The following is a 25,947-nucleotide window of genomic DNA, read 5'->3' on the forward strand; positions in this document are numbered from 1 at the left end:
CAGACTGTGTGAAAACGGCTGATGCAGGGACTACCCCGTCAACGCGTTTTCACACCGTCAAGAATTCCCCGCCGACGAATAGCCGCTCATGCCCGACTCATCGCGCCCTCTGGCGGTCACCCAGCAAGTCGTCTCCATCGTTCTCTTCACCTTCATCGGCTACCTGAACATCGGCATTCCTCTGGCAGTGCTGCCTGGCTATGTGCATAACGATCTGGGCTTCAGCGCAGTGGTCGCAGGCCTGGTCATCAGTGTGCAATACCTGGCCACCCTGCTCAGCCGGCCATACGCCAGCCGCATCATCGACAATCAGGGTAGCAAGCGTGCCGTGCTCTACGGCCTGGCCGGCTGTGGCCTGAGCGGTGTGTTCATGCTGCTTTCGGCCTGGTTGCAGCACACGCCGTGGCTGAGCCTGGGGAGCCTGCTGGTCGGTCGCCTGGTGCTCGGCAGCGCTGAAAGCCTGGTCGGCTCCGGGTCGATTGGCTGGGGGATCGGTCGGGTCGGCGCCCAGCACACCGCCAAGGTCATTTCCTGGAACGGCATCGCCAGCTATGGCGCACTGGCCATTGGCGCGCCCCTGGGTGTGGTGCTGGTGCAGCAACTGGGCTTGTGGAGTATGGGCGCCAGCATCGTCTTGCTGTGCCTGCTCGGCCTGGCGCTGGCCTGGCCAAAGACCGCCGCTCCCATTGTCAGTGGCGAGCGCCTGCCCTTTCTGCATGTGCTCGGGCGGGTGTTTGGCCACGGCGCAGGGTTGGCCCTGGGCTCGATCGGCTTCGGCACCATCGCCACCTTCATCACCCTCTACTACGCCAGCCACGCCTGGAACAACGCGGCCCTGTGCCTGAGCCTGTTTGGCGCCTGCTTCATCGGCGCACGCCTGCTGTTCGGCAATCTGATCAATCGAATCGGCGGCTATCGGGTAGCCATCGTCTGTCTGTCGGTGGAAACCGCCGGCTTGCTGCTGCTCTGGCTGGCGCCCAGCGCTGAACTGGCGCTGGCTGGCGCGGCACTCAGCGGCTTCGGCTTTTCTCTGGTGTTTCCAGCCCTGGGGGTTGAGGCGGTGAATCTGGTCCCTGCCGCCAATCGCGGCGCGGCAGTCGGCGCCTACTCGCTGTTTATCGACCTGTCCCTGGGCATCACCGGGCCGCTGGCCGGAGCAATTGCTGCAGGGTTCGGGTTTGCCTCGATCTTCCTGTTCGCCGCGATTGCTGCCATCTGCGGCCTGCTGCTGAGCCTTTACCTGTACCGACAGGCACGGCTGTTCCCCACGCGAGTATCACAAAAGCTTCAGTAATCGACCTTGCCGCGTCCGGCCTTGATCGTTCCACGCTTGCTCTTGGTGTCCAGCCGCCGGGTTTTCGAACCCAATGTCGGGCGGGTCGGACGTCGCGCCTTCTCTACCTTGACCGCCGCCAGGATCAACTCACGCAAGCGCTCCAGAGCATCTGTGCGGTTCTGCTCCTGAGTGCGGTATTGCTGTGCCTTGATGATGATCACCCCGTCACGGGTAATGCGACTGTCGCGCAACGCCAGCAAGCGCTCTTTGTAGAACGGCGGCAAGGATGAGGCCTGAGTATCGAAACGCAGGTGCATGGCACTGGAGACCTTGTTGACGTTCTGCCCACCTGCGCCCTGGGCGCGGATAGCCGTCAGCTCGATTTCCTGGTCGGGAATGTGCACGGAATTGGAAATGATCAACATGGGTCACAGGCCTGATAAGGCCATGAGGATACCGCAAAAACAAAAAGCCCGGCGCAAGGCCGGGCTCCTTCAACACACACTGCGCCTTACTTGGCCGCAGTGCTCGCCTCAGGCAGGCAACGGGCCTGGCGATTGTTCTTCAGGCCGTAGCAGGCAAACATCACCACCAGCCACACCGGAATCGCGTACACCGATATCTGGATGCCTGGAATCTGCAGCATGATGCCCAGAATCAGCACCACAAAGGCCAGGACGACGTAGTTGCCGTAGGGGTACCAGAGCGCCTTGAACAGCGGCTTCTGGCCAGTCTTGTCCATGTGCTGGCGGAACTTCAGGTGCGAGTAGCTGATCATCGCCCAGTTGATCACCAGGGCCGCCACTACCAGCGACATCAGCAGCTCAAGCGCATGCTGCGGGATGAAGTAGTTGAGCAGCACGGCCACCAGGGTCACGGCCGCCGACGCCAGGATCGAACGTACCGGCACACCGCGCTTGTCGATCTTCGCCAGGCCGGCCGGGGCATCGCCCTGCTCGGCCATGCCGTAGAGCATGCGGGCGTTGCAGTAGGTGCCGCTGTTGTACACCGACAGCGCCGCGGTCAGGACCACGAAGTTGAGGATGTGTGCAGCAACATCGCTACCCAGCAGCGAGAACACCTGCACGAACGGGCTGGCGCCATAGGTGCCACCGGAAGCATCGAGGCTGGCTACCAGGCTATCCCACGGAGTCAGCGACAGCAGCACCACCAGGGCACCGATGTAGAAAATCAGGATACGGTAGATCACCTGGTTGATCGCTTTCGGGATCACGGTTTTCGGCTTGTCGGCTTCTGCTGCGGTGAAACCGAGCATTTCCAGACCGCCGAAGGAGAACATGATGATCGCCAGGGCCATGACCAGGCCGCTCACCCCGTTCGGGAAGAAGCCGCCATGCTCCCACAGGTTGCTCACCGAAGCCTGCGGACCGCCGCTACCGCTGACCAGCATGTAGCTGCCCAGGGCAATCATGCCGACGATGGCCAGGACCTTGATGATCGCGAACCAGAACTCGGCCTCGCCGAACACCTTGACGTTGGCCAGGTTGATCGCGTTGATCAGGATGAAGAAGGCTGCAGCCGAGGCCCAGGTCGGGATCTCAGGCCACCAGTAGTGCACGTACTTGCCGACGGCGGTCAGCTCCGACATACCGACCAGGATGTACAGGACCCAGCAGTTCCAACCGGACAGGAAGCCAGCGAAACCGCCCCAGTATTTGTGGGCAAAGTGACTGAAGGAACCTGCCACCGGCTCTTCGACGATCATCTCGCCGAGCTGGCGCATGATCATGAAGGCGATGAAGCCACAGATCGCATAGCCGAGAATCATCGACGGGCCCGCCGACTTCATCACCCCGGCCGATCCGAGAAACAACCCGGTACCAATTGCACCGCCCAGGGCGATCAACTGGATATGGCGATTTTTCAGGCCGCGTTTCAGCTCGCCTGAATGCGTGTTTTGTCCACTCATGAACGAAGTCACCTGCATTGTTTTTATCTGTGACGGAATCGGACCCACCGCGCTCGTGGCGCAGCGGAATTAACAAGGTGGTTACCTTGAGGATCTTGGCCAACTGCTGCCCATCCAGGGCAAACGCCGTGGGTAAATCAGCCGGGTGTCAGCAAGAGTGCGCGGTACGCATTGGGGTCACAGGTAAAACGCGGCGCATTGTATACCCCTGCAGACGCGCAGGGGTCAACACGTTGCGTGATTGTCTGATGACAAAACGCACCGTTCCTGAGGAAAGAATGAAGCCTGGGAGGGTAATCGGCGTACATGGCGCCTCCATTTGTTCTTATTGAATGCCCGGCTCTCCGGCCCGGCTTTGCACACGGCAATGGCACACATCTCACCGTTCCCAAGGGTTGCGGGCAAGCACTTGACGTGCACGTAAATCGCACTGGGCCGGGCTTTGCGGCAAGTTCTGTTTACAGCGGCGGCAGATCCCGGAAACCACCCTGCGGGGCGGGCGGTTTTGTAACGATTTGTTTACATGGCGGTTTAAAAACTTTCCAGTGCTTACGGAGACGCCTGTAACACACGGTTTTTACAGACAAAAAAAAAGCCAACCCGAAGGTTGGCTTTTTCGTTCAAGCCCTTAAGGGCGAGGCTTGTTGCGGGTGCTGCCTGGACGCTTGGGCGCCGGCTTGCCACGCTTGTTCATCTCGCTCGGGCGTTCCGCCACGGTGCTGCGACCACGGCCGGTGTCCTTGCGCGGTGCTTCGCCGCGAGGCTGGCGAGCCGGACGCTCGGCTTCAGCGCCACGCGGCTGACGGGCTGGGCGCTCGGCCTCACCACCACGCGGTTGACGGGCCGGACGCTCGACTGCAACTGCACCGTCCTGAGCCGGACGCAGGGTACGCACGCGCTCACCACGACCCAGCGGACGGGTGGACTTGCGCTGCAGACGCTCCAGTTTGTCCTTGGACTTGTGGTTCAAGACTGGCATCGACACCGGGGTCAGACCAACTTCAGCGGCGAGAATGTCGACTTCCTGCTGGCTCATTTCGCGCCAGCGCCCCATCGGCAGATCGGAGTTGAGGAACACCGGACCAAAACGCACACGCTTCAGGCGGCTAACCACCAGGCCCTGGGATTCCCACAGGCGACGCACTTCACGGTTACGGCCTTCCATCACCACGCAGTGGTACCAGTGGTTGAAGCCTTCACCGCCAGGCGCTTCCTGAATATCGGTGAAACGCGCAGGGCCATCTTCGAGCACGACACCGGCCTTGAGGCGGGCAATCATGTCTTCGTCGACTTCACCACGCACACGCACCGCGTACTCACGGTCCATTTCGTAGGAAGGGTGCATCAGACGGTTGGCCAGCTCACCGTCAGTGGTGAACATCAGCAAGCCGGTGGTGTTGATGTCCAGGCGACCGATGTTGATCCAGCGGCCTTCTTTCGGCCGTGGCAGGCGGTCGAATACGGTCGGACGGCCTTCCGGGTCGTCGCGGGTGCAGATCTCGCCATCGGGTTTGTTGTACATGATCACCCGGCGCACGGTCTCGGCGGACTCTTCGCGCTTGATCAGGCGGCCATCGACGGAAATCGCATCATGCAGATCGACGCGCTGACCCAGGGTGGCATCCACGCCGTTGACCTTGATCCGGCCCTGGCTGATCCAGGCCTCGACGTCACGACGCGAACCCACGCCGATACGTGCGAGAACTTTTTGCAGTTTCTCGCCTGATGGCGGCAATGGCTGGGTTTCTTGCAGGTCTTTGTCACTCATGCTGGGCACCTCCCGGTGTAAGTATTGAAAGCTGATTGGGCGAACAAGCGCCAAAAAGGTCGCGAATCATACGCTGATCACGCGCCGAGCGCACCTGAGACTAGTTGAAATTCTCCAGGTCGACGGTTATTTCTGCCCGAAGGCCAAAGCTTACTGCCTTGGCGTTTCGGGCTCCGGATCAAGGACCTCGGCGCCTTCAGCTGCAGGTTCTTCATCCAGCAGGTCGTCAAAGTCGGTCTTGAGGCCCTCCTCCATGGAGTCGAGCTCGACCAACAGGCTACGGAAGCTGGTTTCTTCCTTGGGCTCCTGCGGCTCGGCGCTTTCATCGGCGAGGGCCTGCAGATGGGCCGGCACCGGGGCATCATCCAGTTCCAGCACCGGCTCCGGTTCCATTTCGCGCAGATCGGCCAGGGCCGGCAGATCATCGAGGTTCTTCAGGTTGAAGTGATCAAGGAAGGCCTTGGTGGTGGCGAACATCGCCGGCTTGCCCGGCACTTCACGGTAGCCAACGATGCGGATCCATTCACGTTCGAGCAGGGTCTTGACGATATTGGTGTTGACTGCCACACCTCGCACGTCTTCGATTTCGCCGCGGGTGATGGGCTGACGGTAGGCGATCAGGGCCATGGTCTCCAGCAGCGCGCGGGAGTAACGCTGCGGTCGCTCTTCCCACAAACGACCTACCCAGGGGGCGTAGTCTTCACGGATTTGCAGGCGATAGCCCGACGCCACTTCCTTGAGTTCGAAAGCGCGGCCGTTACAGGACTTGCGCAACACCTCCAGGGCTTTCTTGAACACGGCAGGCTCGGGGCGCTCGGCTTCTTCGAACAGCTCGAACAACCGCTCCAGCGATTGCGGTTTTCCCGAGGCCAGCAAAAAGGCTTCAAGCAGGGGCGCCAGGTCGCGCGGATCATTCAGGTTCATGGCGTTGCTCGTTGTCACTCAGCCCGGGCGCGGACGTGGATCGGCGCGAAGGGCTCATTTTGCACCAGTTCGATCAAGGATTCCTTCACCAGTTCAAGAATTGCCATGAAGGTCACCACCACGCCCAGTTTGCCTTCCTCGGCAGTAAACAGCTCGACGAACGGCACAAAGCCGCCACCCTTGAGGCGTTCGAGCACTTCACTCATGCGCTCGCGGGTCGATAACGCCTCACGGCTGATCTGGTGACTTTCGAACAGGTCGCCACGGCGCAGCACCTCGGCCATCGACATCAGCAACTCTTCCAGGCTGACTTCCGGCAACAGTTTGCGCGCCTTGGCCTGGGGCGCATCGAGGCGCGGCACGATAATCTCGCGCCCGACCCGGCTAAGACCGTCAATGCCCTCGGCCGCAGCCTTGAAGCGCTCGTACTCCTGCAGGCGGCGAATCAGCTCGGCGCGCGGGTCACCCTCCTCTTCCTCGATCTCGGCCGATCGCGGCAAGAGCATGCGCGACTTGATCTCCGCCAGCATCGCCGCCATCACCAGATACTCGGCCGCCAGCTCCAGGCGCACGGTCTTCATCAACTCGACATAGCCCATGTACTGACGGGTGATCTCGGCCACGGGGATATCGAGGATGTCGACGTTCTGCTTGCGGATCAGGTAGAGCAACAGGTCCAGCGGCCCCTCGAAGGCTTCGAGGAACACTTCCAGGGCGTCCGGTGGAATGTACAGGTCCACCGGCATTTCGGTCATGGCCTCGCCATAGACCAACACCAGTGGCAGTTCCTGCTGGGCGCCTGCTTGCGGATCGCTGTTCGGCCCGGTGCTGGATGCCTGGCTCACGCTTCAACCAGGAACGGTGCCGGATCACCGCAACCGACACGGATCACCTCAGGTTCATCGCCACTCAAGTCGACCACGGTGGACGCCTTGAGGTCGCCGTAGCCGCCGTCGATGATCAGGTCTACCTGCTTCTCCAGGCGTTCGCGAATTTCATAAGGATCTGTCATGGGCTCTTCATCGCCCGGCAGGATCAGGCTGACGCTCATCAGCGGCTCGCCAAGCTCTTCGAGCAATGCGAGCAAAATCGGGTTCTGCGGCACACGCAAGCCAATCGTGCGGCGTTTTTCGTGCAGCAGCAGCCGCGGCACTTCGCGGGTGCCGTTGAGAATGAAGGTGTAGGGGCCAGGAATGTGCGCCTTGAGCAGCCGGAAGATCCCCGTATCGATCTTGGCGAACAGGCCCATTTGCGACAGGTCGCAGCAAATCAGCGTGAAGTTGTGGTTCTTGTCCAGTTGTCGCAGGCGACGGACCCGCTCCACGGCGTTTTTGTCACCAATCTGACAACCCAGCGCGTAGGAGGAATCGGTGGGATAGACAACCACGCCCCCCTTGCGAATGATTTCGACCGCCTGCTTGATCAGGCGCGCTTGCGGGTTTTCCGCATGAATCTGGAAAAACTGACTCACATTCTCTTCCTGTTCAGACGGCCGCGTTTGGCTGTTCATGTTTGAATCGACGCCACAAAGGTGGCAGGTCCTCTGGCAATGGCCGGTAAGCACCGATCTCACCCCAGGTGCCAGGGCCATGGAAGTCACTGCCGGCACTGGCCAGCAGGCCGAATTCACGGGCCAGGATGGACATGGTGCCCACCTGTTCGGCCGGCATCATGCCGTTGACCACTTCCAGCGCCTGGCCGCCTGCTTGAATATAGTCGGCAATCAGCCGGCGGCGCTTGCTGCGTGTTAATTCATAGTGCATCGGGTGCGCCAGGCTGACCCAGGCATTGGATTTGCGCAGGGTTTCCACGGTCTCGTCGAGGGTTGGCCAGTGCAGCTTGACGTCACCCAGCTTGCCGGCGCCCAACCACTTGCGAAAGGCCTCGGCGCGGTCTTTGACGTGGCCTGCACGCACCAGGAACTCGGCAAAGTGCGGGCGTGCCGGGGCGTTGCCGCTGTCGCCCAGCTCCTGCTGGATGGCCCGTGCGCCCTCCAGCGCGCCCGGCATGCCTTTGGCTGCCAACCGCCGGTCGATTTCTTCAGAGCGCAACCAGCGCCCGCGATGCAATGACTCGACGGCGTCGAGCAAAGGCGCGGCGTCCAGGGCAAAGTTGTAGCCCAATACATGGATGGTCGCGCCGCCCCAGGTGCACGACAACTCGATCCCGCTGACCCACTGCATGTCCAGCGCCTGTGCAGCGGCGCGGGCCTCAAGTTGGCCTTCAAGAGTGTCGTGGTCAGTCAGCGAGAGCATCCGCACGCCGTGCTCATGGGCCCGGGCGACCAGTGCCGTCGGCGACAGGGCGCCATCGGAGGCCGTACTGTGGCAGTGCAGATCAACATTCATAGGTGGCGCTTTCGCTGTCATTGATGTTTGTTATTATGCCGTCACATCCTGCTTCTGGCTGCCACTGTGAAACAATTCATCGATTTCATCCCGCTGCTCCTGTTCTTCATCGTCTTCAAGCTCGATCCTCGCGCCGTCGAATTTGCCGGTCACAGCTTCGAAGTCGGAGGTATCTTCAGCGCCACGGCGATGCTGATCATCAGCTCGGTGGTGGTCTACGGCGCACTGTTCATTCACCAACGCAAGCTGGAAAAAGGCCAATGGCTGACTCTGCTCGCCTGCCTGGTGTTCGGCGGTCTGACCTTGGCCTTCCACAGCGAAACCTTCCTCAAATGGAAAGCGCCGGTGGTCAATTGGCTGTTTGCCCTGGCATTCACCGGTAGCCACTTCATCGGTGACCGGGTGCTGATCAAACGCATCATGGGCCATGCCATCAGCCTGCCGGAGGGTGTCTGGACCCGTCTGAACGTCGCCTGGATCGCGTTTTTCCTGTTCTGCGGCGCTGCCAACCTGTTCGTCGCCTTCACCTTCCAGGACATCTGGGTCGACTTCAAGGTGTTCGGCAGCCTGGGCATGACCGTACTGTTCCTGGTGGGCCAGGGTGTCTACCTGTCCCGCCACCTGCACGACAGCGACCCCACCACTCCCAAGTCTGAGGATTGACATGCTCTACGCCATCATCGCTACCGACGTTGCCGAGTCCCTGGAAAAACGCCTGGCCGCCCGCCCGGCGCATATCGAACGCCTGCAGCAACTCAAGGAACAAGGTCGCGTGGTGCTGGCCGGCCCGCATCCGGCCATCGACAGCAACGACCCAGGCGCCGCCGGCTTCACTGGCAGCCTGATCGTCGCCGAGTTCGACTCCCTGGCCGCGGCGCAAACCTGGGCCGATGCCGACCCGTACATTGCCGCTGGCGTGTATGCCAACGTCATCGTCAAGCCGTTCAAGCAAGTCCTGCCGTAAGCCGCTGCACGCGGTGCGCCACTGTGCGCACCGCACTCCCGCCTTTTACTGACGCTACTGCTCATTATTCTCGTCTGCCAGCCGACAACCTGCTGAATCGACAAGAATCAGGAGTCCCCATGCGTCAAGGTCCGTTGTCCCTGCTGCTGTGCCTGTTGTTGCTGACCCCGCTCGCCCAGGCCGAAGAATCCAGCGCCTCCAGCACCCCGCTGTCGCTCAGTGCCGGCAGCCAGATCACCGAGTTGCAGCAGCGTCTGCAGGAAAGCGAGCGCCTGCGCGAAGCGCTGACCCAGCAACTGCACAACGCCGACAGCGAACGCGAAAGCGCCCAGCTCACCCGCCTGCGCCAGGAGAACCAGCGTCTCAAGCTGACGCTCAAGGAACTTCAGGCCAATGCCCCGGAACGGCTGATCACCGACCAGCAACAATGGTTTGTGATTGGTGGTGCAGTTGCCCTCTTGGCGGCACTCTGCGGTATCTTTGCCAGCGGCGGACACAGAAAGCGTCGGCAATGGTTGAATTGAGTGAGTCATGAGCGAGCTGTTACTGATTGATGATGACCAGGAACTCTGCGAGCTGCTCGGCAGCTGGCTGACCCAGGAAGGTTTCGTGGTTCGTGCCTGCCACGACGGCCAGAGCGCGCGCAAGGCCCTGGCCGAGCAGGCCCCGGCAGCAGTGGTACTGGACGTGATGCTGCCCGATGGCAGCGGCCTGGAGCTGCTCAAGCAACTGCGCAGCGAGCATGCCGAACTGCCGGTGCTGATGCTCTCGGCCCGCGGCGAGCCGCTGGACCGCATTCTTGGTCTTGAACTGGGCGCCGACGATTACCTGGCCAAACCCTGCGACCCGCGCGAGCTCACCGCGCGCCTGCGTGCAGTGCTGCGGCGCAGCCACCCCAACGCCACGCCCAGCCAGATCGAAATCGGTGATTTGTGCTTCAGTCCGGCCCGCGGCGTGGTCAGTATCGACGAACATGAACTGACCCTGACTCTCTCCGAAAGCCGCATTCTCGAAGCCCTGCTCAAGCAGCCGGGCGAACCGCTGGACAAACAGGAGCTGGCGCAGATCGCCCTGGGCCGCAAGCTGACCCTGTATGACCGCAGCCTGGACATGCACGTCAGCAACCTGCGCAAAAAAATCGGCCCGCACCCTGACGGCCGCCCGCGCATCGTTGCCCTGCGCAGCCGCGGCTATTACTACAGCCTGTAATGTCAGCACGGCGCCCGGCCATCTTTACCTAAGCTTTACCCTTGCCTGACCGCCGCTGACCTTGATCTCCCTAAACTGGGCTCATCCGGTAATCACCGTCCCCAGAAAGGAGAGACACCATGCGCAAGACCCTTATCGCCCTGATGTTCGCTGCCGCACTGCCGACCGTCGCCATGGCCATGCCAGAAGGCGGCCCGCGCCACGGCGATCACCACCGCGGTGGAGCGCCTTTCGCCCAGCTGGACCTGAGCCGCGAACAGCGTCAGCAGATCGGCAAACTGATGGGCGAGCAGATGAAGAGCCGTCAGGAAATCACCCAAAGCTACCTGGAAAAACTCCCGGCAGCGGATCAGAAAGCCCTGAAAGACGAGCTCAAAGCCAAGAAGGACAAGACCCAGGCCGAGATCCGCGCCCTGCTCAAGCCTGATCAGCAGAAGAAATTCGATGAGCTGACGAAAGAGCAGGAGCAACGCCGCGCCGAATGGGACGAGTTCAAAGCCTGGAAAGCTGAAAAAGCCACCAAGGCTCAGTAAGCTGTCAGCCACCCACCCGGCCTGCCCTTGTGCAGGCCGGGCTTTTTGTCGTTGAAGGAGCCTCCCTTGCGTTCATTGTTCTGGCGCATCCTGGCCAGTTTCTGGCTGGCCATTGCCCTGGTCGCAGGCCTGTCGATCCTGCTCGGGCACATGTTGAACCAGGATGCCTGGATCCTCAGCCGTCACCCGGGCCTCAATACCCTGGCGCAGAAATGGACCCAGCGCTACGAACAGCAAGGGCCGGATTCGGCACAGCACTTTCTGGAAAGACGCAAACGCCATTACAACATTGACGTACAGGTACTCAACGACAGCGGCGAAGCCGTGGTTCCGGGCACCTTCCCGCGCCGTGCGGCAGCCTTCGAGGCGCGTCGGCACAACGACGACCGACGCCTGCCCTGGCGGCGCCTGACCGAGGAGTACACCAGCCCCGAGAGTGGCGAAACCTACCTGCTGATCTACCGTATTCCACACCCGGAGCTGGACGCCTGGCACCGCGACAGCCTGCTTTGGCCGTTGAGTGCGCTGGGTATTGCCCTGGTGGTACTGACCTTGTTCAGCCTGTTTGTGACGCTCTCCATCACCCGGCCACTGAGCCGCCTGCGTGGTGCGGTGCATGACCTTGGGCAGACCACCTATCAACAGAACAGCCTGGCACGCCTGGCCAACCGCCGCGACGAGTTCGGGGTACTGGCCAATGACTTCAACCGCATGGGCTCGCGCCTGCAGAGTCTGATCGGCAGCCAGCGCCAGCTGTTGCGCGATGTCTCCCATGAACTGCGTTCACCGCTGGCCCGCTTGCGCATCGCCCTGGCCCTGGCGGAACGGGCCGAGCCGGAACAGCGCCAGGCGCTGTGGCCACGCCTGACCCGTGAATGTGACCGCCTGGAGGCGTTGATCAGTGAAATCCTGGTGTTGGCACGGGTCGATGCCGAACAGGCGCGTGCAGAGCCGGTGGACCTCGATGCGGTGCTGCAGTCGGTGCACAAGGATGCCCAGCACAGCGCGCCGGAGCAGCAAATTCTGCTGCATCACGAAAACGGGCTGAGCCTGCAAGGCTGGCCAACCCTTATCGAGCGAGCGCTGGACAACCTGCTGCGCAATGCCCTGCGCTTCAATCCACCCGGGCAACCGATCGAAATCACTGCGGTACGGGACAACGAGCGCATCGTGCTTAGCGTGCGCGATCATGGGCCGGGGGTGGCTGAAGAACACCTGGCGCAATTGGGCAAGCCGTTCTTCCGAGCACCGGGACAGAGCGCTGCAGGCCATGGCCTGGGGCTGGCCATTGCGCGCAAGGCGGCGGAGCGCCATGGTGGGAGTCTGACGCTGGAGAATCACCCGCAGGGCGGGTTTGTTGCCAGGCTGGAGTTAATGAGTACCTGACCTGGAATCGCATCGCGGGGCAAGCCCGCTCCCACAGGGCGATGTAGAGCCGGTGGGAGCGGGCTTGCCCCGCGATAAGGCCGGTCAGCCCCAGGCCGTAACGAAATCAGCCGTGGCCAGCACCGGCGCCGTACGCGGCTCGTTCAGCGGCGTCCCCAGGTACAGGAAGGCAATGATCTCTTCGTTATCCGCCAGCCCCAAGCCCTTGGCCACATGCTTGCTGTATGCCAGATCCCCGGTACGCCAGACTGCACCGATGCCCTGGGCATGAGCCGCGAGCAGAATGCCATGCGCAGCACAGCCCGCAGCCAGACGCTGTTCCGAGGCTGGCACTTTGAAGTGATCCTGCAAACGCGCAATCACCACCACCAGCAACGGCGCACGCAATGGCATGGCCCGGGCCTTGTCCAGAGCCGCCTCACTGGCGTCACCTTCAATTTTCACCGCTTCGGCCAGCAGTGCGCCCAGCTTTTCACGCCCCTCACCCTCGACCGTCAAAAAGCGCCAAGGCCGCAACTGGCCATGATCTGGCGCCCGCAACGCGGCCTGAAACAGACCCTCGCGCTGTGCAGCATTGGGCGCGGGTTCCACCAGGCGTGGTACGGAAACACGGTTGAGCAATGCGTCGAGAGCCTCCATCGGCTACCCCCTAAAGAGAAATGTGCAGCTATTCTAGCGTTTACTTAAAAAGGTCCATAGGTAGAATGGCGCCCTTCGTTTACGAGTCAGAGCAGATCACATGGCGTTGCCGACCTTAAGGATCATTGGTTTCATCATCGGCATCTTCCTGATCACCCTGGCGATCAGCATGGTCGTGCCGATGGCCACCCTGGTGATCTTCGACCGTACCGGCGACCTGCCGTCGTTTCTCTGGGCCAGCATGATCACCTTTGTCGCCGGCCTGGCCCTGGTTATCCAGGGGCGCCCGGAACATGTGCACCTGCGCCCGCGGGACATGTACCTGCTGACGGTCAGCAGCTGGCTGGTGGTGTGCATCTTCGCGGCCCTGCCGTTTCTGCTGACCCAGCACATCAGCTACACCGACGCCTTCTTCGAAAGCATGTCCGGCATCACTGCGACCGGCGCTACGGTGCTCAGCGGCCTGGACAACATGTCGCCAGGTATCCTGATGTGGCGCTCGCTGCTGCACTGGCTCGGCGGCATTGGTTTTATCGCCATGGCCGTGGCGATTCTGCCGCTGCTGCGCATCGGTGGTATGCGCCTGTTCCAGACTGAATCCTCGGACCGCTCCGAAAAAGTCATGCCGCGTTCGCACATGGTCGCCAAGTCGATCGTTGCGGTGTACGTCGGCTTTACCGCCCTGGGCGGCGTGGCGTTCTGGCTGGCGGGCATGAACGTGTTCGACGCGATCAACCATGCCATGTCGGCAATCTCCACCGGTGGTTTCTCCACCTCCGACCAGTCCCTGGCCAAATGGGACCAGCCCGCGGTGCACTGGGTTGCGGTGGTGGTGATGATCCTCGGCAGTATGCCCTTCGCGCTCTACGTGGCCACCCTGCGGGGTAACCGCAAGGCATTGATCAAGGACCAGCAGGTCCAGGGCCTGCTGGCCATGCTACTGGCCACCTGGCTGGTGCTCGGCACCTGGTACTGGGCCACCACCGACCTGCACTGGCTGGATGCCTTGCGCCACGTGGCACTGAACGTCACCTCGGTAGTGACCACCACCGGCTTTGCCCTGGGCGACTACAGCCTGTGGGGCAACTTCTCGCTGATGCTGTTCTTCTACCTGGGCTTTGTCGGTGGGTGTTCCGGCTCGACTGCCGGCGGGATCAAGATCTTCCGCTTCCAGGTGGCTTACATCCTGCTCAAGGCCAACCTTAATCAGCTGATTCACCCGCGGGCGGTGATCAAGCAAAAATACAACGGCCACCGTCTGGATGAAGAAATTGTCCGCTCGATTCTGACGTTCTCGTTCTTCTTCGCCATCACCATCTGCATCATCGCCTTGCTGCTGTCGTTGCTGGGTGTGGACTGGATGACCGCGTTGACCGGCGCAGCCAGCACGGTCTCCGGCGTCGGCCCGGGCCTGGGTGAAACCATTGGCCCGGCCGGTAACTTCGCCACCCTGCCGGATGCGGCGAAGTGGATCCTGGCGGCCGGCATGCTGCTCGGACGCCTGGAGATCATTACGGTGCTGGTGCTGTGTATGCCGGCGTTCTGGCGTCACTGACCGAGGCTTCGTCGCCCTCTGCACACGACGGGGCCACTGCACTGGCCCCCATCCGTGTCCGGTACTCGCCGGGGGTGGCATCGAACCAGCGGCGAAACGCCCGGAAAAAGTTGCTCGGATCGGCAAACCCCAGCAAATACGCAGTTTCCAGCAGGGTCATGTTGGGCTGCGCCAGGTACTGCTCGGCAAGCTCCCGGCGGGTATCGTCGAGCAGGGTCTGAAAACTGGTGCCCTCTTCCTGCAGACGTCGCTGCAAGGTGCGCTGGGAAAGATGCAGGGCCTGAGCCACTGTCTCGCGTTTGGGTTCACCCTGGGGCAACACCCGACACAGCACCTGGCGGGCCCGATGGGTTACCCGGCTTTCGGAAAATCGCGCCAGGTACTCACCGGCAAAGCGATCATGCAAGGTGGCCATGGCTTCGTTGGCGGTCGGCAGTGGTGCTTCCATGTCGGCACGTTCGAACACCAGCGCATCGAAGGCAGCGCCAAACACCAGCGGCGCATGAAAGGCAGTTTTGTAGGGCGTCACATCCTGTGGCTGCGGCCCCTGGATCAACACCCGCCGAGGTTGTATCACCCGCCCGCTGAGCCAGCTGCACAACGACAACGCACACGCCAGCGAGGCTTCGGCGCTGTGCCGGGTGGGCGGTAGATGATCGCCGTGAACGGTGAGGATCAATGCGTAACCGTCCGGTTCCAGACGGAAGCTCAGATCGGAACTTTCGGCAATGATGCGCTGGTAGCGCACCAGGCGCTCGAACCCTTCGGCCAGGGTGCGGCTCGACATCAAGGCGTAACCGACCACATGGAATGACGCCGGACGGACTACCCGGGCCATGTTCAGGCCAATGGCCTGGTTGCCGGAAAGATCGACCGCCAATTGCCACAGACGGGTCATGGAGTCTTGGGTAAAGCGTGCGTCGGGGTCGTCCAGCGCGGCGAAATCCAGGCCGAGTTGTTTGAACATGGCACGGCAATCCAGCCCTTCCAGCTCGAGTGCCTTGACGATCCCTGATGCCCAGCTTGCTGACGTGGTTCTCTCGCTCATGGCTGGCTTCTTATGTTCGAACTGACCGCTCCTGCGGCGAACTCAAAGGATACTCAATTGGCGCTTATTGTCACTGTCTGACAATTTAACTCACTCTAGACTCAGTTCAGGCTCCACGCCGTCTATCTTCATCAGTATCGAGCGCTTCAGGAGCTGGGCCGTGAACAGAGATCAGCCATTTCGCAGTTTTTCCGAGTTCTACCCGTATTACCTGCAAGAGCACAGCAACCCGACGTGCCGACGCCTGCACTTCGTCGGTACCACCCTGGTCATCGCCCTGCTCGCCTACACCCTGGGCAGTGGCAAGTGGGCGGTATTGTTGGCGCTGCCGTTTGCCGGCTACGGATTTGCCTGGGTCGGCCATTTCTTTTACGAGAAAAACCGCCCCGCCACCTTCAAACACCCGCTCTACAGCCTCATTGGTGATTTCGCCATGTACCGCGACATGTTGCGCGGCAAAATAACGTTCTGATTTCGGCCTGCAAGGCCAGAAACGCGTCCTCAGCGGCCACTGCCCCGACAGACGGTAACGGTAGAGTGGGTTGCACAGCCCCTACACCCGGAACGCCGATGAACCAGCAGGCCCGCTTCACCCACATGCAGGATGGCACCCAGCAGGACTGGGCGATCATCGCCAGTGATTTTCGGGCCTACGCCAGCCAGCTTGCCGAACGGATCCTTGCTCACCTGCGCCTGCTCGATGGTGATTTCGGCGGTTTCCCCATCGATCGCCTCAGCCATTCGCTGCAAACCGCCACCCGCGCCTGGCGCGACGGACGTGACGAGGAATACGTGATCTGCGCCCTGCTTCACGATATCGGCGACACCCTGGGCAGCTACAACCACGCCGATATCGCTGCCGCCATCCTCAAGCCTTTCGTCAGCCCGGAAAACCTGTGGATGGTGGAAAAGCATGGTGTGTTCCAGGGCTACTATTTCTTCCACCACCTGGGCATGGACCGGCACCTGCGCGAGCAATTCCAGGCGCATCCGCAGTATCAGCAGACCATCGAATTCTGTGCCCGCTACGATGCCGCTGCCTTCGACCCCGGCTACGACAGCCTGCCGCTGAGTTTTTTCGAGCCCATGCTCAAGCGCTTGTTCGCCCAGCCGCGCCAGTCGATCTACAAGGCCGCACTGCAATCGTTGAGCGCGGACGCCTGAGTCAACGCGGCTCGAGCCATTGCACATCGGCCAGACGCTGCGCCTCGCGCGCCTGGGCGTCGGCCAGACGGTACAACTCGATGCTGCCGTCCCAATGCTCGATCAGCGCCGTGCATGACTCGACCCAGTCACCACAGTTCAAATAGTCGACTTCGCCGACCTTGCGGATTTCGGCATGGTGAATGTGCCCGCAGACCACGCCATGAAAGCCACGCTTGACGCACTCATGGGCAATCGCCTCTTCGAAATCACTGATGAAGCTGACTGCGGTCTTGACCTTGTGCTTGAGGTACGCCGACAACGACCAGTAACCATAGCCATAACGGGCACGCCAATGGTTGAGCCAGCGGTTGAGGGTCAGGGTGATTTCGTAGGCTGAATCGCCGAGAAAAGCCAGCCAGCGGTGGTAACGGGTGATCACATCGAACTGGTCGCCGTGAATCACCAGCAGGCGCCGGCCATCGGCGGTCAGGTGCTCGGCCTGATCGACCAGGCGGATATTGCCCAGCACCAGCTTGGAGTAACGCCGCAGGAATTCGTCGTGATTGCCGGTGACGTAGATCACCTCGGTGCCGCGCTTGCTCATGGTCAGCAAGCGGCGGATAACGTTGCTGTGCGCCTGCGGCCAGTACATGCCGCTGCGCAGCTTCCAACCATCGATGATGTCGCCGACCAAGTAGATCTGATCGGCCTGATAGCCCTTGAGGAACTGCGACAAGTGCTCGGCCTGGCAATCGCGCGTTCCCAGGTGCACGTCTGAAATCCATAAGGTGCGCACACGTTGCTTACGCGAGGGTTTGACTAGCTCGGCATGGCTCATGGGCTGGCTCCGGGGCAGTTTTGCCGAGCGTGCCAGCGGGCAATGAAACGAATGTGACGAAAACACGTCGATCTGATGACACCCCCGGCGCCTTGCCTGACCCTGTACACTGCGGCCACTGCCCGGAGGACACGGCAATGAGCAGCGGCTCGATTCTCTCCCTGCGTCACTACACACACGACCTGATAGCCCACAGCCATGAGCATCCGCAACTGGTGTTCGGCTTGCGTGGGCAACTGGACTTCGAACTTGACGGTCGCGGCGCGCGGATCGAGCGTCAGGGTTTGATTGTGGTGCCGGGTGGTGCCCACCATACCTGCGGCAGTGTCAGTGGCAGCCATTGCCTGGTCTTTGATGTGCCGGGTGACGCCTGGCTCGAACGCAGCCTGGGCGAACAGGCCGCGGCTAGCCAGCGGTTGCTGGAACACCGCGGTTCGCTGATGCTGAACAACCACCAGCAGCAACTGGTCGACTGGCTGGCGGCCGGCCCGGTGGACAACCCGCTGATTGCCCAACAGGGCGCAGTGTTGCTGCTGGCCAGCCTGAGCAACGCACCAGACCCGGTCTGCGTACAGAAGCAACTGCCCTTTGCCAGCTTCGACGCCTACATCGAGCAAAATGCCGCTTACCCGTTGCAGGTTGCCGACCTGGCCTGTCTGGCCGGGCTTTCCAGTGCTCGCTTGCATGCGCGCTTCATCGCCGAAGCGTCGATGACGCCCATGGACTACATCCGCCAACGCCGGTTGCTCAAAGCGCACAGGTTGCTGGCCGAGACGGACCTGGCCATCGGCGAAATCGCCAGCCGGGTCGGCTACAGCTCGCAGAGCGCCTTCTCCGCCGCCATGCTCAAAACGTTTGGCCGCGCGCCTCGGGCACTGCGCCGCGAGTCTGGCGACAACTGACGCGAGGAACGCGACAGACACCGAGGGCATTGTCCTCTTACACTTTTATCGCGGGGCAAGCCCGCTCCCACCGGCCTTACATCGACCTGTGGGAGCGGGCTTGCCCCGCGATATCATTGTCTCAAGGGATCACCATGAACCATCGCACCGCCCTCGGCGCCTTGCATATCGGCGCGCTGTTCTTCGGCCTGACTGGCGTCTTCGGCAAACTGGCCCAGGCGGCACCGTCGATCATCGTTTTCGGCCGCGCAGTCTTCGCCGTACTGGCGCTCGGCCTGTTTGCCCGTTTTGCGCAGAAAGCCTGGCAACCGCTGCAAGCTCAGGACTGGCGGCGTCTGCTGCTGGGAGGCGTGTTGCTGGCCGGGCACTGGGTGAGCTTTTTCATTGCCGTCAAAGTCGCCGGCGTGGCAATTGCCACCCTGGGCTTTGCCAGCTTTCCGGCCTTCACCGTAATCCTTGAAGGCCTGCTGTTTCGTGAGCGGGTTCGCAGCAACGAAATCATCCTGGTACTGCTGGTAAGCATCGGTCTGGTGTTGGTCACCCCCGACTTCGATCTGGCCAGCCAGGCCACCGGTGGCCTGCTCTGGTCCTTGCTGTCAGGCTTGCTGTTTTCGTTGTTGTCCTTGACCAACCGGGCGTCCAGCGCCCGCATTCCGGCCGTGCAAGCGGCGTTGTGCCAGAACGCGGTGGTCGCTTTGTGCCTGTTGCCGGCCGCTGCGCCGGCGCTGACCGAAGTCGCGGCAATGGACTGGCTGTGGATCGGCTTGCTCGGTGTGTTCTGCACCGGTGTTGCCCACAGCCTTTTCGTCGCCAGCCTGGCAGTGATCAAAGCGCGCACTGCGGCGGTGGTGTTCGCTCTGGAGCCGGTCTACGGCATTGCCCTGGCCTGGTTGATCTTCGCCGAAGCGCCGACCCCGCGCATGCTCTTCGGTGGCGCGCTGATCATCCTCGCCATCGTCATCTCCAGTCGCCTGGCCGCCAGCAACCAGGTCAGCAAGGCGGCTACCGCCGAAGGCTGAGGCCGATCACGGACGGTCGCTGTGACCCAGGTCGCGCTGCGGATCGATCTGGTCGCGTACGCGCTGCTTGAGCACCTTGGCTTCGGGGAAGCCACCATCGGCCTTGCGCTCCCAGATCTGCACACCGTCGCAAGTGATGCGGAAGGTTCCGCCTGTGGCGGGCTCAAGGGCCACCCGGGCGAGGTCGTCACTGAATGTGCTGAGCAGTTCCTGGGCCAGCCAGGCGGCACGCAGCAGCCACTGGCACTGGGTGCAATAGGTAATGACAACTTCGGCTTTATGGGCATTCATGGGTGACAGACTCCTGACAGGCGGGGGCGCTTATACTAGCGGTCTTTAGCCTTAGCTCCGAGAGCCAAGATGCACCGTTTGCTGTTGAGTCTGTTGCTGATCGTCGTTTCCTTCCCACTCCTGGCCGCCGAACCACCACGACCGAAAATCGGCCTGGTGCTGTCTGGCGGTGCCGCCCGTGGCCTGGCCCATATCGGTGTGCTCAAAGCCCTGGAAGAGCAAGGCATCAAGGTCGATGCCATAGCCGGCACCAGCATGGGTGCGGTGATCGGTGGCCTGTATGCCTCCGGCTACAAGGTCGACGAGCTGGAAAAGCTCGCCCTCGGCATCGACTGGCAACAGGCACTCTCCGATGCGCCACCGCGCAAGGACGTGCCGTTCCGGCGCAAGCAGGATGACCGCGACTTCCTGGTCAAGCAGAAGCTCAGTTTCCGCGACGACGGCAGCCTCGGCTTGCCGCTGGGGGTGATCCAGGGGCAGAACCTGGCCCTGTTGCTGGAAAGCCTGTTGGCCCACACCAGCGATACCCGCGACTTCGACAAGCTGCCGATCCCGTTCCGCGCGGTGGCCACCGACATCGCCAGTGGCGAAAAGGTCGTGTTCCGCCGCGGTCACCTGCCCCAGGTGATTCGCGCCAGCATGTCGATTCCCGCCGTATTCGCCCCGGTCGATCTGGATGGCCGGCTGCTGGTCGATGGCGGCATGGTCGACAACATCCCCCTTGATGTCGCCCGCGAGATGGGTGTGGATGTAGCGATTGTGGTCGACATTGGCTCACCGCTGCGTGATCGCAAGCAGTTGGCAACCGTGGTCGATGTACTCAACCAGTCGATCACCCTGATGACCCGACGCAACTCCGAGGAGCAACTGGCCCAACTGCACCGCGACGACATCCTGATCCAGCCGCCGCTGGCCAGTTTCGGCGTCACCGATTTTGGCCGTGCCGAGGAAATGATCGATGCCGGCTACCGCGCCGCCCGAGCCCTGGACCCGCGCCTGGCCGCACTCAAACGCCCCGACAGCAGCGATGCCGAACTGAATGTCGCGCGCTCGCCGAGCCAGCGCACGCCGGTCATTACTGCCATCAGGATCGAGAACGACTCGAAGGTCAGCGACGACGTTATCCGCTTCTACATTCGCCAGCCGATCGGCGAACCCCTGGAGCTGGGGCGCCTGCAGACCGACATGGGTACCCTGTACGGCCTGGACTACTTCGACCGGGTTCAATACCGGGTGGTGCACAAGGGCAGCGACAACACCCTGGTGATCAACGCGCGCGGTCGCCGCGGTGGCACCGACTACCTGCGCCTGGGCCTGAACCTGTCGGATGACTTGCGCGGCGACAGCGCCTTCAACATTGGCGCCAGCTATCGGGTCAACGGTATCAACGAGCTGGGCGGCGAGTGGTTGACCCGAGCACAGATCGGCGATCAGCAAGAGCTGTACAGCGAGTTCTATCAACCGCTGGATGCCGGCTCACGCTACTTCGTCGCGCCTTATCTGGACCTCGGTTCGCAGAACATCGAGTCCACGCTGGACGACGACCCGATTGCCGAATACCGCCTGGAACGTTACGGCTTCGGCCTGAACCTGGGGCGCCAGATCGGTAACAGCGGCGAAGTACGCTTCGGGGTCGGCCAGGCCTGGGGCAATGCCGAAGTACGTATTGGCGATCAGGATCTGCCGCACTTCAGTTTCAACGAAGGTTTCTATGAGCTGAAGTATTCGTTCGACACCCTGGACAACGTCTACTTCCCGCACAGCGGGGAAGACATCAGCCTGACCCTGCGCCAGTTCGAACCGGACCTGGGCTCCGACCAGCGTTACCGGCAGTGGAACTTCAAACTGGACAAAGCCCTGAGCAGCGGCGCCAATACTTGGGTGTTGGGCACCCAGTATGGCCGGACGCTGGATGACGCCGAGGTGGTGACCTCAAGCTTTGTGCTCGGTGGCGCCCGCCAGCTGTCAGGCTTTCGCCAGGACTCGGTGTCCGGGCAGAACATGAGCCTGATGCGCATGGTCTACTACCGCCGGCTGACACCACGTGCCTACCTGCCGCTGGACTTCCCGCTGTACGTGGGTGGCTCGCTGGAGCGCGGGCGGGCCTGGAACAATGACAACGAATTCGACAGCGGCTACATCAATGCCGCCAGTGTTTTCGTCGGTTTCGAGACGCCGCTGGGCCCCCTGAACTTCAGTTACGGGGCCAACAGTGAGAATCAGAAGGCGTTGTACCTGAACCTGGGTCACACCTTCTGAGGCAGGTCAGGACTTTTCCAGGTTGGCCAGGATGCGCGCGTGGACCTTCATGCACACGCGCAACTCCTCTTCGTCGACACCGGTGAAGAGTTCGACGCGCAAGGCATTGGCAATGGTTTCGATCTGCTCGATCAAGGGTTTGGCCGGAGGGCACAGGAGGATCTTTTTTGCCCGCCGATCTTCCACTACGGCCTGACGCCGCACCAGCCCCTGAGACTCGAGGCTGTCGAGCAAACGCGCCAGGGTTGGCCCCTCGACACCCACACTCTGGGCCAGTTCGCGCTGGGTCGGCGCCTCGTCGAATCGGGCCAGGTGCAGCAACACCAGCCAGCGGGCCTGGGACAGATTGAGGCCGGCCAGGCGGCGGTCCAGTTCGGCACGCCAGCCCCGCGACATCTGGGCCAGCTGCATTCCGAAGCGGTGGTGATCGGTCAACGGCATAGAAAACTCATCATCAGAACTAATTATTAGTCAGCTAACCATGCTCCTGCGCAACAGGCAAGGCTCCTCACGGTTCAATCTGTCTGACAATCGTTATAAAAGATGACAAAACACCGTCTACATCTCGAATTCAGCGGCTAACGCCGCTCGAACGCAGTATAGAACCCCTTCCGGTACACGGGCACCGAACTGCTCGGCAATCGCCGATACCGGGGGTAATTCGCCCTCGCCATCAAGGAAAGCATCCTGCACTTCGGCGAGCAGGTCTTCCGGCAAGTCCAGAGCCTGCTCCAGCGACAGCTGCTGACGGCCAATGGCCTCGGCGAGCATGCTGTAGACGTTCTTTTCACTGCAGTTCAACTGCCCGGCGATTTGCGCCGGGGTCATGCCGGCACGGGCCAGGCTGGTGAGCTCGTGGCGCAGGTCGGCAACCTGCGGTGGCGCCTCGGCGGCACCGCCCAGTACGTCGAGGAACGCCGCGCCGTAGCGCTCCAGCTTGCGCGCACCGACGCCACTGACCTGGGCCATTTCGCTGAGGCTGCCCGGCTGGCTGCGCAGCATCTCCAGCAAGGTCGAATCGGGGAAGATAACGTAAGGCGGCACGCCATGCTCCTCGGCCAGCTTACGCCGCAGCGCACGCAGCGCTTCCCATTGTTCGCGCTCCTCGCCACGCACCAGCTGACTGGCCGGGCTGCCGCCGCTACCGCTGCTTTTGCTGCTGGTCTGCGGCTTGAGGTCGCGGCGCAACTCCAGGCTCACTTCTCCTCGCAACAAAGGTCGGCAGCTGTCGGACAGGCGCAGGCCGCCATAACCTTCCAGGTCGATATCGGCCAGGCCGCGGGCGACCAGCTGGCGGAACAACGAGCGCCACTCGCCCTCGGAGCGGGCCTTGCCGACGCCGTAGACCGCCAGTTTTTCATGACCGAAGTTACGGATTTTTTCGTTGTCCTTGCCCAGCAAGACGTCTACCAGATGACCGACACCGTAGCGCTGACCGGTGCGGTACACCGCCGACAGGGCCTGGCGCGCAGGTTCCGTGGCGTCCCAGGTTTGCACGCCATCGATGCAGTTGTCGCAATGCCCGCAAGGCTGCGGCAGTTCTTCATCGAAATAGTTGAGCAGGATCTGACGGCGGCAGCGGGTTTCTTCACAAAGGGCGAGCATGGCGTCGAGCTTGTGTTGCTCGATGCGCTTGTGGCGCTCGTCACCCTCGGAGTTTTGCAGCATCTGCTTGAGCATCACCATGTCCTGCAGCCCGTAGGCCATCCAGGCATCGGCTGGCAGGCCATCGCGGCCGGCGCGACCGGTTTCCTGGTAGTAGGCTTCCAGCGACTTGGGCAGGTCCAGGTGGGCAACGAAGCGCACGTTGGGTTTATCGATGCCCATGCCGAAGGCGATGGTGGCGACCATGATCAGGCCTTCCTCATTGAGGAAGCGGCGCTGGTTCGACGCGCGGGTCTCGGCAGGCAGGCCGGCGTGATACGGCAGCGCCGGAAAACCCTGGTCGCACAGGTAGGCGGCGACATCGTCGACTTTCTTGCGTGACAGGCAATAGACAATACCGGCGTTGCCGCGACGCTCACTGAGGAACGCCAGCAACTGCTTGCGCGGCTGCTCCTTGGGCACGATACGGTAGAAGATGTTCGGCCGGTCGAAGCTCGACAGGAAACGCTCGGCATTCTGCAGGTGCAGGCGCGTGACGATTTCTTCGCGGGTGCGCATGTCCGCCGTGGCGGTCAGGGCAATACGTGGCACCTGCGGGAACAGCTCGGCCAGTTGCCCCAGTTGCAGGTACTCGGGACGGAAGTCGTGACCCCATTGCGATACACAGTGGGCTTCGTCGATCGCGAACAAGGCGATATCCAGGGTACGCAGGAAATCCAGCATGCGCGGCTGCACCAGGCGTTCCGGTGCCAGGTAGAGCATCTTCACTTCGCCACGGCGAATGCGCCCGGCAAGCTCACGCTGCTGCTCAGCGCTCAGGGTCGAGTTCAGCGAAGCGGCCGCCACACCCAGTTCATCGAGGGTTGCCACCTGGTCTTCCATCAGCGCGATCAGCGGTGACACCACCACTGCCAGGCCCGGGCGCAACAGCGCCGGTACCTGGAAGCACAGGGACTTGCCGCCCCCGGTGGGCATCAGTACCAGCGCATCGCCACCCTTGGCCACGCATTCGATGATCGCCCCCTGGCGTCCCCGAAAGCTGTCGTAGCCGAAGATGTCCTTGAGGACGCGCTGAGCCTGTTCGAGCATAAAAACTCCATAAATCGCAGAACCATCCTGGCCACAGGCTGGATGAAAACCTTCCCCGCCACACCTGAAAATGCGTAAGCGGCTTTTACCTGACCTGCCGTTCCAGCATGGCCAGATACAAAATCCGGGCATTATACCCGAGCGTCGCCTCGCACAGGGCGCTCTGCGATAGGCGTCATCTTTGCCTCGCAAGCGCCGCAAGATGCTAGAATTCGATCATCGTTTATTCCCAAGGTAGCCCTGTAATGTCCTTCGCCGAGCAATTGAACCGCCTGCAAGCCTTCCTCGACGCCGACGAGCTGCACGAAGAAGCGCTGGACTACGTTGCCGCCCACGGCTACCTGACTGCATTGTCGATTGGTACCGAGGTGGTTCCCGAGCGCGAATGGATCGACGCCCTGTTCGCCGAAGAGCCGCATTACAAGGACGCCGCCCAGCGTGAAGAGATCGAAGCCACGCTGATCCAGCTCAAGGCGCACATCGCCCGTCAGTTGGCCAGCGACGAGGAATTCGAACTGCCATGCGACCTGGACCTGGGCGATGAGCCGGACGATTCCGACCTGCGCGGCTGGTGCATCGGCTTCATGGAAGGCGTGTTCATGCGCGAAGAAGCCTGGTTCGAAACCGCCGAGGAAGAAGTCAGCGAGATGCTGCTGCCGATCATGGTCGGTTCCGGCCTGTTCGACGAACAGCCTGAATTCGCCGACATCGCCAGCGACGCCAACCTGATGGACGACATGATCGTGCAGATTCCAGAAGCGCTGACCGCGCTGTACCTGCTGCAGCACGCGCCTGACGAAAAACCTGCACCTGCATTGCTCAAGCCACGCCACCACTGAGTCGGCGTCAATGCGCTACCTGCTGCTGGCCACCGGCTGGCTCAGCGTCGCGCTGGGAGTGATCGGCATCTTCCTGCCGGTGTTGCCGACCACTCCTTTTCTGCTTCTGGCAGCGGCCTGTTTTGCCCGCAGCTCTCCGCGCTTTCACCATTGGCTGGTCAATCACCCGCGGCTTGGGCCGTGGATTCGTGACTACCTCAGTGGTGAAGGCATCCCGCTCAAAGGCAAGGTCTATGCGATTGCCTTGATGTGGCTGAGCATTGGCCTGTCCTGCTACCTGGTGCCGTTGATCTGGGCGCGCGGATTCATGCTGACCAGTGCGGTACTGGTCAGCATTTACATCCTGCGGCAGAAGACCCTGCGTCGACCGTCCTGATCT

The 25,947-nt window shown here is 61.9% G+C and carries 27 protein-coding genes and 1 pseudogene; 15 read left to right on the forward strand and 13 right to left on the reverse strand.

Translation table 11 applies throughout. The features are described 5' to 3' along the window. The first annotated feature begins 88 nt into the window (after window positions 1-88). Window positions 89-1,294 (forward strand): MFS transporter, encoded by a 1,206-nt coding sequence (locus ACVI9W_RS05515; protein WP_461529416.1) that lies wholly within the window; start codon window positions 89-91, stop codon window positions 1,292-1,294. On the opposite strand, the gene arfB is transcribed toward ACVI9W_RS05515, so the two are convergent. The 7 genes and pseudogenes from arfB to ACVI9W_RS05550 form a co-directional block, all read right to left on the reverse strand. Then, the gene (gene arfB, locus ACVI9W_RS05520; RefSeq protein ID WP_038613496.1) at window positions 1,288-1,701 is read right to left on the reverse strand and encodes an alternative ribosome rescue aminoacyl-tRNA hydrolase ArfB; all 414 of its coding nucleotides are present in this window, start codon (window positions 1,699-1,701) and stop codon (window positions 1,288-1,290) included. The two genes, ACVI9W_RS05515 and arfB, sit on opposite strands and share 7 nt — an antisense overlap. 86 nt (window positions 1,702-1,787) lie before the next feature. Then, a complete protein-coding gene (locus ACVI9W_RS05525; RefSeq protein WP_461529417.1) occupies window positions 1,788-3,206 on the reverse strand; it encodes an amino acid permease in 1,419 nt (472 codons plus the stop codon). Between the two features lie 628 nt (window positions 3,207-3,834). Continuing rightward, window positions 3,835-4,974, reverse strand: a complete 1,140-nt coding sequence (rluB, locus tag ACVI9W_RS05530) for a 23S rRNA pseudouridine(2605) synthase RluB (protein WP_461529418.1) — start codon at window positions 4,972-4,974, stop codon at window positions 3,835-3,837. 165 nt (window positions 4,975-5,139) lie between these two features. Continuing rightward, a pseudogene (gene scpB, locus ACVI9W_RS05535) lies at window positions 5,140-5,898 on the reverse strand (SMC-Scp complex subunit ScpB); the annotation flags it as partial. Between the two features lie 14 nt (window positions 5,899-5,912). After that, on the reverse strand, window positions 5,913-6,611 hold the full coding sequence (locus tag ACVI9W_RS05540; protein ID WP_167335151.1) for a segregation and condensation protein A: 699 nt from the start codon (window positions 6,609-6,611) through the stop codon (window positions 5,913-5,915). A 128-nt stretch (window positions 6,612-6,739) separates the two neighbouring features. Then, window positions 6,740-7,369 (reverse strand): L-threonylcarbamoyladenylate synthase, encoded by a 630-nt coding sequence (locus ACVI9W_RS05545; RefSeq protein ID WP_461529419.1) that lies wholly within the window; start codon window positions 7,367-7,369, stop codon window positions 6,740-6,742. A gap of 13 nt (window positions 7,370-7,382) precedes the next feature. Further along, window positions 7,383-8,246, reverse strand: coding sequence for a PHP domain-containing protein (locus tag ACVI9W_RS05550; protein WP_038613506.1), 864 nt, complete (start codon window positions 8,244-8,246; stop codon window positions 7,383-7,385). 66 nt (window positions 8,247-8,312) lie between these two features. Here ACVI9W_RS05550 and ACVI9W_RS05555 point away from each other — a divergent pair, with 66 nt between their 5' ends. The 6 genes from ACVI9W_RS05555 to ACVI9W_RS05580 all read left to right on the forward strand — a co-directional run bounded on the left by ACVI9W_RS05555 (window position 8,313) and on the right by ACVI9W_RS05580 (window position 12,338). After that, window positions 8,313-8,909: a septation protein A gene (locus ACVI9W_RS05555; protein ID WP_461529420.1), complete on the forward strand. Its 597-nt coding sequence runs from the start codon at window positions 8,313-8,315 to the stop codon at window positions 8,907-8,909. Between the two features lies 1 nt (window position 8,910). After that, window positions 8,911-9,210, forward strand: coding sequence for a YciI family protein (locus ACVI9W_RS05560; protein ID WP_038613510.1), 300 nt, complete (start codon window positions 8,911-8,913; stop codon window positions 9,208-9,210). Window positions 9,211-9,329: 119 nt separating this feature from the next. Next, the gene (locus tag ACVI9W_RS05565; RefSeq protein ID WP_038613512.1) at window positions 9,330-9,734 is read left to right on the forward strand and encodes a translation initiation factor 2; all 405 of its coding nucleotides are present in this window, start codon (window positions 9,330-9,332) and stop codon (window positions 9,732-9,734) included. Window positions 9,735-9,741: 7 nt separating this feature from the next. Continuing rightward, a complete protein-coding gene (locus ACVI9W_RS05570; RefSeq protein WP_038613514.1) occupies window positions 9,742-10,419 on the forward strand; it encodes a response regulator transcription factor in 678 nt (225 codons plus the stop codon). Between the two features lie 119 nt (window positions 10,420-10,538). Further along, window positions 10,539-10,952, forward strand: coding sequence for a Spy/CpxP family protein refolding chaperone (locus ACVI9W_RS05575; protein ID WP_461529421.1), 414 nt, complete (start codon window positions 10,539-10,541; stop codon window positions 10,950-10,952). Between the two features lie 66 nt (window positions 10,953-11,018). Beyond that, the gene (locus ACVI9W_RS05580) at window positions 11,019-12,338 is read left to right on the forward strand and encodes a sensor histidine kinase (RefSeq protein WP_461529422.1); all 1,320 of its coding nucleotides are present in this window, start codon (window positions 11,019-11,021) and stop codon (window positions 12,336-12,338) included. Between the two features lie 84 nt (window positions 12,339-12,422). Here the strand turns inward: ACVI9W_RS05580 and ACVI9W_RS05585 are convergent, their stop codons facing one another. Beyond that, on the reverse strand, window positions 12,423-12,977 hold the full coding sequence (locus ACVI9W_RS05585; RefSeq protein WP_461529423.1) for an NAD(P)H nitroreductase: 555 nt from the start codon (window positions 12,975-12,977) through the stop codon (window positions 12,423-12,425). Between the two features lie 100 nt (window positions 12,978-13,077). Between ACVI9W_RS05585 and ACVI9W_RS05590 the strand changes: the two genes are divergently transcribed. After that, complete coding sequence (locus ACVI9W_RS05590) at window positions 13,078-14,532, forward strand: TrkH family potassium uptake protein (RefSeq protein ID WP_038613522.1); 1,455 nt, start codon at window positions 13,078-13,080, stop codon at window positions 14,530-14,532. On the opposite strand, the gene ACVI9W_RS05595 is transcribed toward ACVI9W_RS05590, so the two are convergent. Next, window positions 14,489-15,580 (reverse strand): AraC family transcriptional regulator, encoded by a 1,092-nt coding sequence (locus ACVI9W_RS05595; protein ID WP_461529424.1) that lies wholly within the window; start codon window positions 15,578-15,580, stop codon window positions 14,489-14,491. The two genes, ACVI9W_RS05590 and ACVI9W_RS05595, sit on opposite strands and share 44 nt — an antisense overlap. A 160-nt stretch (window positions 15,581-15,740) precedes the next feature. Between ACVI9W_RS05595 and ACVI9W_RS05600 the strand changes: the two genes are divergently transcribed. Both ACVI9W_RS05600 and ACVI9W_RS05605 read left to right on the forward strand, forming a co-directional pair. Continuing rightward, window positions 15,741-16,052, forward strand: coding sequence for an Mpo1-like protein (locus ACVI9W_RS05600; RefSeq protein ID WP_038613526.1), 312 nt, complete (start codon window positions 15,741-15,743; stop codon window positions 16,050-16,052). A 98-nt stretch (window positions 16,053-16,150) separates the two neighbouring features. Beyond that, window positions 16,151-16,744: an HD domain-containing protein gene (locus ACVI9W_RS05605; protein WP_038613528.1), complete on the forward strand. Its 594-nt coding sequence runs from the start codon at window positions 16,151-16,153 to the stop codon at window positions 16,742-16,744. 1 nt (window position 16,745) lies between these two features. On the opposite strand, the gene ACVI9W_RS05610 is transcribed toward ACVI9W_RS05605, so the two are convergent. After that, window positions 16,746-17,564 (reverse strand): UDP-2,3-diacylglucosamine diphosphatase, encoded by an 819-nt coding sequence (locus ACVI9W_RS05610; RefSeq protein WP_461529425.1) that lies wholly within the window; start codon window positions 17,562-17,564, stop codon window positions 16,746-16,748. Window positions 17,565-17,701: 137 nt separating this feature from the next. Between ACVI9W_RS05610 and ACVI9W_RS05615 the strand changes: the two genes are divergently transcribed. Both ACVI9W_RS05615 and ACVI9W_RS05620 read left to right on the forward strand, forming a co-directional pair. Continuing rightward, window positions 17,702-18,466: an AraC family transcriptional regulator gene (locus tag ACVI9W_RS05615; protein WP_461529426.1), complete on the forward strand. Its 765-nt coding sequence runs from the start codon at window positions 17,702-17,704 to the stop codon at window positions 18,464-18,466. A gap of 134 nt (window positions 18,467-18,600) precedes the next feature. Continuing rightward, window positions 18,601-19,485, forward strand: a complete 885-nt coding sequence (locus ACVI9W_RS05620; RefSeq protein WP_461529427.1) for a DMT family transporter — start codon at window positions 18,601-18,603, stop codon at window positions 19,483-19,485. A gap of 6 nt (window positions 19,486-19,491) precedes the next feature. On the opposite strand, the gene ACVI9W_RS05625 is transcribed toward ACVI9W_RS05620, so the two are convergent. Then, window positions 19,492-19,776 carry an Rdx family protein gene (locus ACVI9W_RS05625; protein WP_191833054.1) on the reverse strand — a complete coding sequence of 95 codons (285 nt, stop codon included), beginning with the start codon at window positions 19,774-19,776 and terminating at the stop codon, window positions 19,492-19,494. Window positions 19,777-19,845: 69 nt separating this feature from the next. Here ACVI9W_RS05625 and ACVI9W_RS05630 point away from each other — a divergent pair, with 69 nt between their 5' ends. After that, a complete protein-coding gene (locus tag ACVI9W_RS05630; protein WP_461529428.1) occupies window positions 19,846-22,035 on the forward strand; it encodes a patatin-like phospholipase family protein in 2,190 nt (729 codons plus the stop codon). A 6-nt stretch (window positions 22,036-22,041) separates the two neighbouring features. Here the strand turns inward: ACVI9W_RS05630 and ACVI9W_RS05635 are convergent, their stop codons facing one another. Further along, window positions 22,042-22,476: a MarR family transcriptional regulator gene (locus ACVI9W_RS05635; protein ID WP_038613540.1), complete on the reverse strand. Its 435-nt coding sequence runs from the start codon at window positions 22,474-22,476 to the stop codon at window positions 22,042-22,044. A 117-nt stretch (window positions 22,477-22,593) separates the two neighbouring features. Further along, window positions 22,594-24,729 carry a DNA helicase RecQ gene (gene recQ, locus ACVI9W_RS05640; RefSeq protein ID WP_461529429.1) on the reverse strand — a complete coding sequence of 712 codons (2,136 nt, stop codon included), beginning with the start codon at window positions 24,727-24,729 and terminating at the stop codon, window positions 22,594-22,596. Between the two features lie 245 nt (window positions 24,730-24,974). On the opposite strand from recQ, the gene ACVI9W_RS05645 reads away from it, so the two are divergent. Together ACVI9W_RS05645 and ACVI9W_RS05650 are read left to right on the forward strand one after the other, a co-directional pair. Next, the gene (locus tag ACVI9W_RS05645) at window positions 24,975-25,568 is read left to right on the forward strand and encodes a UPF0149 family protein (RefSeq protein WP_038613545.1); all 594 of its coding nucleotides are present in this window, start codon (window positions 24,975-24,977) and stop codon (window positions 25,566-25,568) included. Window positions 25,569-25,578: 10 nt separating this feature from the next. After that, window positions 25,579-25,944: a YbaN family protein gene (locus ACVI9W_RS05650; RefSeq protein ID WP_038613547.1), complete on the forward strand. Its 366-nt coding sequence runs from the start codon at window positions 25,579-25,581 to the stop codon at window positions 25,942-25,944. Window positions 25,945-25,947 lie beyond the last annotated feature (3 nt).

The organism is Pseudomonas sp. 210_17 TE3656, assembly GCF_054821965.1.

What these genes read in the sequence shown, in the direction of transcription:
- ACVI9W_RS05575 (WP_461529421.1), top strand. Translation starts at nt 10,539, where the DNA reads ATGCGCAAGACCCTTATCGCCCTGATGTTCGCTGCCGCACTGCCGACC.
- ACVI9W_RS05620 (WP_461529427.1), top strand. Translation starts at nt 18,601, where the DNA reads ATGAACCATCGCACCGCCCTCGGCGCCTTGCATATCGGCGCGCTGTTC.
- rluB (WP_461529418.1), bottom strand. Translation starts at nt 4,974, where the DNA reads ATGAGTGACAAAGACCTGCAAGAAACCCAGCCATTGCCGCCATCAGGC.
- ACVI9W_RS05605 (WP_038613528.1), top strand. Translation starts at nt 16,151, where the DNA reads ATGAACCAGCAGGCCCGCTTCACCCACATGCAGGATGGCACCCAGCAG.
- ACVI9W_RS05570 (WP_038613514.1), top strand. Translation starts at nt 9,742, where the DNA reads ATGAGCGAGCTGTTACTGATTGATGATGACCAGGAACTCTGCGAGCTG.
- recQ (WP_461529429.1), bottom strand. Translation starts at nt 24,729, where the DNA reads ATGCTCGAACAGGCTCAGCGCGTCCTCAAGGACATCTTCGGCTACGAC.
- arfB (WP_038613496.1), bottom strand. Translation starts at nt 1,701, where the DNA reads ATGTTGATCATTTCCAATTCCGTGCACATTCCCGACCAGGAAATCGAG.
- ACVI9W_RS05590 (WP_038613522.1), top strand. Translation starts at nt 13,078, where the DNA reads ATGGCGTTGCCGACCTTAAGGATCATTGGTTTCATCATCGGCATCTTC.
- ACVI9W_RS05515 (WP_461529416.1), top strand. Translation starts at nt 89, where the DNA reads ATGCCCGACTCATCGCGCCCTCTGGCGGTCACCCAGCAAGTCGTCTCC.
- ACVI9W_RS05630 (WP_461529428.1), top strand. Translation starts at nt 19,846, where the DNA reads ATGCACCGTTTGCTGTTGAGTCTGTTGCTGATCGTCGTTTCCTTCCCA.
- ACVI9W_RS05650 (WP_038613547.1), top strand. Translation starts at nt 25,579, where the DNA reads ATGCGCTACCTGCTGCTGGCCACCGGCTGGCTCAGCGTCGCGCTGGGA.
- ACVI9W_RS05610 (WP_461529425.1), bottom strand. Translation starts at nt 17,564, where the DNA reads ATGAGCCATGCCGAGCTAGTCAAACCCTCGCGTAAGCAACGTGTGCGC.
- ACVI9W_RS05635 (WP_038613540.1), bottom strand. Translation starts at nt 22,476, where the DNA reads ATGCCGTTGACCGATCACCACCGCTTCGGAATGCAGCTGGCCCAGATG.
- ACVI9W_RS05525 (WP_461529417.1), bottom strand. Translation starts at nt 3,206, where the DNA reads ATGAGTGGACAAAACACGCATTCAGGCGAGCTGAAACGCGGCCTGAAA.
- ACVI9W_RS05585 (WP_461529423.1), bottom strand. Translation starts at nt 12,977, where the DNA reads ATGGAGGCTCTCGACGCATTGCTCAACCGTGTTTCCGTACCACGCCTG.
- ACVI9W_RS05625 (WP_191833054.1), bottom strand. Translation starts at nt 19,776, where the DNA reads ATGAATGCCCATAAAGCCGAAGTTGTCATTACCTATTGCACCCAGTGC.
- ACVI9W_RS05595 (WP_461529424.1), bottom strand. Translation starts at nt 15,580, where the DNA reads ATGAGCGAGAGAACCACGTCAGCAAGCTGGGCATCAGGGATCGTCAAG.
- ACVI9W_RS05615 (WP_461529426.1), top strand. Translation starts at nt 17,702, where the DNA reads ATGAGCAGCGGCTCGATTCTCTCCCTGCGTCACTACACACACGACCTG.
- ACVI9W_RS05560 (WP_038613510.1), top strand. Translation starts at nt 8,911, where the DNA reads ATGCTCTACGCCATCATCGCTACCGACGTTGCCGAGTCCCTGGAAAAA.
- ACVI9W_RS05550 (WP_038613506.1), bottom strand. Translation starts at nt 8,246, where the DNA reads ATGAATGTTGATCTGCACTGCCACAGTACGGCCTCCGATGGCGCCCTG.
- ACVI9W_RS05565 (WP_038613512.1), top strand. Translation starts at nt 9,330, where the DNA reads ATGCGTCAAGGTCCGTTGTCCCTGCTGCTGTGCCTGTTGTTGCTGACC.
- ACVI9W_RS05645 (WP_038613545.1), top strand. Translation starts at nt 24,975, where the DNA reads ATGTCCTTCGCCGAGCAATTGAACCGCCTGCAAGCCTTCCTCGACGCC.